The 1,587-nt window shown below is 53.9% G+C and carries 1 protein-coding gene; it reads left to right on the top strand.

Annotated features, from left to right (window positions below):
* Positions 1-167 precede the first annotated feature (167 nt).
* Positions 168-1,587 (top strand): protein DpdF (gene dpdF / locus V6D20_01845; GenBank protein ID HEY9814539.1); only part of this gene is annotated, 1,420 nt, incomplete at its 3' end.

Raw genomic sequence — 1,587 nt, 5'->3', positions numbered from 1 at the left:
AATGAGATGGGCTCTGGGCAATCCCTGGCTGAAGAGGCCAATATGGAAGCAGCACTCAAAAACGCTCTTCTGGAGGGTATGGCCAATCCTCGCGTTACGCTAGACTCCATCGGCTTTTACATCGTGGCAGGTCAGCAGCCTTCCCGGATTGGGGAGGAAACTGACTGATGGAACTAGGCTTTCAAGATCTAACAAACTGGTTGAGCAGTGGCGCTATCTCCCCTCTGGATGAAAAGGCTTTTGCAGAAGCCTGCCAACGCCGGTTAGTAAAGGCATTACAGTCACCCCAAACCTTAGGACAAGGGGACATCGCCGCTCTAGTGCGCCACTTGCTCCGCCGTGAGATGGAAATTCAGGGCGGAGCCTCTCCTAGTCTGAAGGTGCCAAGAAAGAGCCCGTTTCCAACCCAGCGAGAGGTTTGGGAGCGCAGCGGTATGGCGGTGCTCAATGAGGGGCCTGACTTTTTTGTGGTCAGCGCTGATCCTTGGCACCCAAAATGGCTTCCCCAGACTGAGCAGGTTTCTCCTGAAACCCCTTTGTTTAAGGAAGAGAGCCGCCGGAGTCATGAACCTGTCTCAGGCGATCCCTTTCTTAAAGCACTGGGCTATGAGACGTACCAAAGCGTAGGCCAGCGAGAGGCAATCCGGACAATTCTGACTGCGCCTCCTGAGTCTACGCTAGTGGTCAATTTACCCACAGGATCAGGCAAGAGCCTTTGTGCCCATCTGCCCGCGTGGCTGGCCTCAAAGCCAGTAGGGGCGACGATTGTAGTGGTGCCTACTGTGGCGTTGGCCATCGATCAGGAGCGGGCGTTTAAGACCCAAACGAAGACAAATATTGCCACCGCCTACTACAGCGATACCTCTATTGAGGGGCAAGAACGGCGGGAGGAAATTCGCGATCGCATCCGCCAGGGCACCCAACCCATCGTCTTTACCAGTCCTGAGGGGTTGATTGAGTCTCTGTCCTTCAGTGTTTATGAAGCCGCTCGGCAGGGGTTTCTTCGCTATCTGGTTATTGACGAGGCTCACATTGTGGAGCAGTGGGGAGATGAATTTCGTCCAGAGTTTCAGGAATTGGCTGGTTTCCGGCGATCGCTCCTCCGAGTCTGCCGTGACCACAAACTACCGGGTTTCCCTACCCTGCTACTCACCGCCACCGTCACGGAATCTTGCTTAGATACGCTCGAAACTCTGTTTGGAGCGCCAGGGCCATTTGAAATTGTCTCTTCAGCACAACTTCGCCCTGAACCTTCCTACTGGTTTGCCTACTGTACCAGCGAAACTGAACGCCAAGAGCATTTGGTGGAAGCTGTGGCTCACCTACCCCGTCCACTAATTATTTACGGTAGCAAGGTCAAGGATGTAGACCATTGGCATCGTTACTTGCAGCAGGCTGGATATAAGCGCTGCGCTAAGATGACCGGCCAGTCGAGCCAGCGTGAGCGTTTGGATTTGTTGGATAAATGGCAAGATGGGCTGATCGATATCGTCGTAGCAACCTCAGCCTTTGGATTGGGGGTAGACCTGCCGGATGTGCGAACTGTGATCCATGTCTGTATCCCTGAGACCATTGACCGCTTCTATC

The sequence above is a fragment of the Candidatus Obscuribacterales bacterium genome, from assembly GCA_036703605.1.
GTDB lineage: Bacteria > Cyanobacteriota > Cyanobacteriia > RECH01 > RECH01 > RECH01.
This window is presented reverse-complemented; position numbering and strand designations above follow the sequence as displayed.